Source organism: Mycobacterium sp. TH-M106 (assembly GCF_057473765.1).
Genome location: NZ_JBYCLE010000447.1, coordinates 1 through 3,338 on the forward strand (window position 1 = coordinate 1; position 3,338 = coordinate 3,338).

Consider the following 3,338-nt stretch of genomic DNA (forward strand, 5'->3'; position numbering starts at 1 on the left):
ACTGGGTGCACCTGATGATGGCGTCGCAAACCATCGAAAGCCGTGCCGAGAAGCTGATGGAGAACATGGGCTACCGGTTGGTGCTCAAGGCGCAGACCGCCGGCGCGGCGCAGGCCGCCGGCGTGCCGAATGCGGTGAATCTGCCGAGCCAGGCCGGGTTGGGTTATTTCCGCAAGAGCGGTGAGGAAATCATCCGATTCCAGGCGGAGTTCCTGTGGCGCGACTACCGCCGCGGCGGGCTGTTCGACGACGAACAGCTGCCGATGGTGCATGCCGCCGACTACATCGCGCCGCAACTGTTCACCACCGCCTTCACCCCGCGAGAGGTGAGCGGGGTCGCGGCCCAGATCGAGGCGGCCGAGGAGGCCGTACCGGGCAGTGCGGCCAGCGTCCAGCCGGACGGCTCCGCCGAGGCGGCTCAAGAGACCCAAGAGACCGAAGAGAACCGGGAGGAGGAAGACGCGATCCGGATACCGAAGGTCGGCACGGTGATCATCGACCAGCTGCGCCGCATCGACTTCGAGCCCTATCGGTTGTGGCAGCCGCCACTGGACGTGCCGATAGCCGTCGAGGAGTTGGTGAACCGCTATCTAGGCCATCCCTGGCAACAGGACTACGGCACTCGCAAGGACCTGGTATTCCCGATCGGCATCATCGACCGGCCGTTCAAGCACGACCAGCCGCCGTGGACCGTGGACACCTCCGGCCCCGGTTCGAACGTGCTGATCCTGGGCGCCGGGGGGTCGGGCAAGACCACGGCGCTGCAGACGCTGATCTGCTCGGCCGCGTTGATCCACACCCCGGAACAGATCCAGTTCTACTGTCTGGCCTACAGCGGTACCGCACTGACCACCGTGTCCGGGCTGCCGCACGTGGGCAGCGTCTGCGGGTCCACCGACCCGGACGGCGTGCGCCGCACAGTAGCCGAATTGCTGGCGCTGATGAGGGGACGCAAACGCAGCTTCCTCGAGCACGACGTGGCTTCGATGGCGGTATTCCGGCGTCGCAAGTTCGAAGGCGCGCCCGGGCAAGTGCCCAACGACGGCTTCGGCGATGTCTACCTCGTGATCGACAACTACCGGGCGCTGTCCGAGGACAACGAGGTGCTCGTCGAGCAGGTCAACCAGATCATCAATCAGGGGCCGTCCTTCGGGGTGCACGTGATCGTCACCGCCGACCGTGAGTCCGAGCTGCGACCTCCGGTGCGCAGCGGTTTCGGATCCCGGGTGGAGCTGCGGTTGGCGGCGGTGGAGGACGCCAAGTTGGTGCGGTCCCGGTTCGCCAAGGACGTCCCGGCCAAGCCGGGCCGGGGCATGGTCGCGGTGAACTATGTGCGGCTGGACAGCGATCCGCAGGCGGGCTTGCACACCCTGATCGCCCGGCCGGCGATGAGCGACGCTCCAGAAGGGATATTCGAGTCCGACAGCGTGGCCGCTGCCGTAAGCCAGGTGGCGGTGGGTCGGGTCCGTCCGGTGCGTAGGCTTCCGGCGCGGTTCGGGCTGGAGGAGGTCCGGGCGGTCGCAGCGGCAGACCAGCGCGAGGGAGTGGGCGTCGGCGGGATCGCCTGGGCCATATCGGAGCTGGATTTACGGCCGGTGTATCTGAACTTCGCCGAGAACGGCCACCTGATGGTGACTGGACGACGCGAGTGTGGGCGGACCACGACGTTGGCCACCATCATGCGTGAGATCGAGCGGGTTTATGCCCCCGGCGCCAGCACCGCGCCGGAAACGTCAGACCCGTCCGCACAAGTGTGGCTGGTCGATCCGCGCCGTCAGCTACTGACCACACTGGGGCCTGACTACGTGGAGAAGTTTGCTTACAACATGGACGGCGTGGTCGCGTTGATCAGCGAGTTGGCGACCACGCTGGCCGGACGCGAGCCGCCCCCCGGCCTGTCGGCGGAGGAGCTGCTGGCGCATGCCTGGTGGACCGGGCCGGAGATTTTCTTGATCATCGACGATGCCCAGCAGTTCCCGCCGGGCTTCGACTCGCCGTTCCAGAAGGCCGCACCCTGGGTGACCCGGTCGGCGGATGTGGGGTTGCACGTGATCGCCACCCGCACTTTCGGTGGCTGGTCGTCAGCGGGCAGCGATCCGCTGCTGCGGGCCCTGCACCAGGCCAATGCGCCGCTGCTGGTGATGGATGCGGACCCGGACGAGGGTTTCATCCGCGGCAAGATGAAGGGCGGCCCGCTGCCCCGCGGGCGCGGGCTGCTGATGGCCGAGGACACCGGTGTGTTCGTCCAGGTTGCGGCCACCGAGTTGCGCGAGGCGCCGGCCCGCGAGCGCGCCGCCAGTCCAGCGGGATGAGCTCTTGCCGAAACAGCCGGACCGTCGCAGTGTTACCAGTTCCGAGGGCTAGGTGAATAATTGTTGCCAGCGGGTGAACAGTTGGCGTTGTAGGCGGCGTCGACCGGAGCGGGCATCTATGCTTTCGTTCCGGAGCGACTGTCAAAAGGCGAGCATGAGGAGGAACCCCAATGTCGTTCGTGACCGCACAACCGGAGGCGCTGTCTGCTGCGGCCGCCAATCTCAGCGGTATCGGGTCGGCGCTGAGCGCCCAGAACGCGGCTGCGGCCGCCCCGACCACCGGAGTGTTGCCGCCTGCGGCCGATGAGGTGTCGGCGCTGACCGCTGCACAGTTCGCAGCGCACGCGCAGATGTATCAGCAGATCAGCGCGCAGGCTGCAGCCATCCACGAGATGTTCGTGGCCACTCTGAACAGCAGTGCGGGCTCGTATGCGGCCACCGAGGCCGCCAACGTGGCCGCGACGAGTTGAGCAGGTTAGGAGCTTTTATGCATTTCAGACCGATCGGCCGGTACGCTATGGCATAACCCGCAGCTATACACCAGCGACAAGAACCAGCGACAAGAACCAGCGACAAGAACCGGCCAAATGACCGGCCACCATCGATGGTTTTCAGTTAAGGAGACACTGATATGCCTACGCGTTTTATGACTGATCCGGATGCGATGCGGTCGATGGCGGGCCGTTTCGACGTGCACGCTCAGACCGTGGAGGACGAGGCCCGCAAGATGATGGCGTCGTCGGAGAATATCTCCGGTGCGGGGTGGGGTGGTCTTGCCGAGCGGACCTCCTACGACACGATGGGGCAGATGCAGACGGCGTTTCGCAACATCGTGAATATGTTGCACGGGGTGCGTGACGGTTTGATCCGCGACGCGAACAACTATGAGCAGCAAGAGGCTGCTTCCCAGCAGATCCTGTCGAGCTAGCGGAGAGCGAAAGGAGACTTAGGATGTCGATCAATTACCAGTTCGGTGACGTCGATGCCCACGGTGCGTTGATTCGTGCGCAGGCGGCGTCGTTGGAG

General features: G+C 65.5%; 3 protein-coding genes and 1 pseudogene. All 4 read left to right on the plus strand.

Annotated features, from left to right (window positions below; all coding sequences use genetic code 11):
• Positions 1–2,312: type VII secretion protein EccCb (gene eccCb, locus AC2VOP_RS15920; RefSeq protein ID WP_486961885.1), on the plus strand; the 2,312-nt coding region annotated here is incomplete at its 5' end.
• Positions 2,313–2,482: 170 nt separating this feature from the next.
• Complete coding sequence (locus AC2VOP_RS15925; protein ID WP_486961886.1) at positions 2,483–2,782, plus strand: PE family protein; 300 nt, start codon at positions 2,483–2,485, stop codon at positions 2,780–2,782.
• A gap of 161 nt (positions 2,783–2,943) precedes the next feature.
• Positions 2,944–3,240, plus strand: coding sequence for a WXG100 family type VII secretion target (locus AC2VOP_RS15930; RefSeq protein ID WP_486961887.1), 297 nt, complete (start codon positions 2,944–2,946; stop codon positions 3,238–3,240).
• A 23-nt stretch (positions 3,241–3,263) separates the two neighbouring features.
• Positions 3,264–3,338 (plus strand): annotated as a pseudogene (locus tag AC2VOP_RS15935) (type VII secretion protein EsxI); the annotation flags it as partial.

Bases quoted from the DNA above. Each gene is read 5' to 3' on its own strand.
- AC2VOP_RS15930 (WP_486961887.1), top strand. From the start codon at position 2,944: ATGCCTACGCGTTTTATGACTGATCCGGATGCGATGCGGTCGATGGCG.
- AC2VOP_RS15925 (WP_486961886.1), top strand. From the start codon at position 2,483: ATGTCGTTCGTGACCGCACAACCGGAGGCGCTGTCTGCTGCGGCCGCC.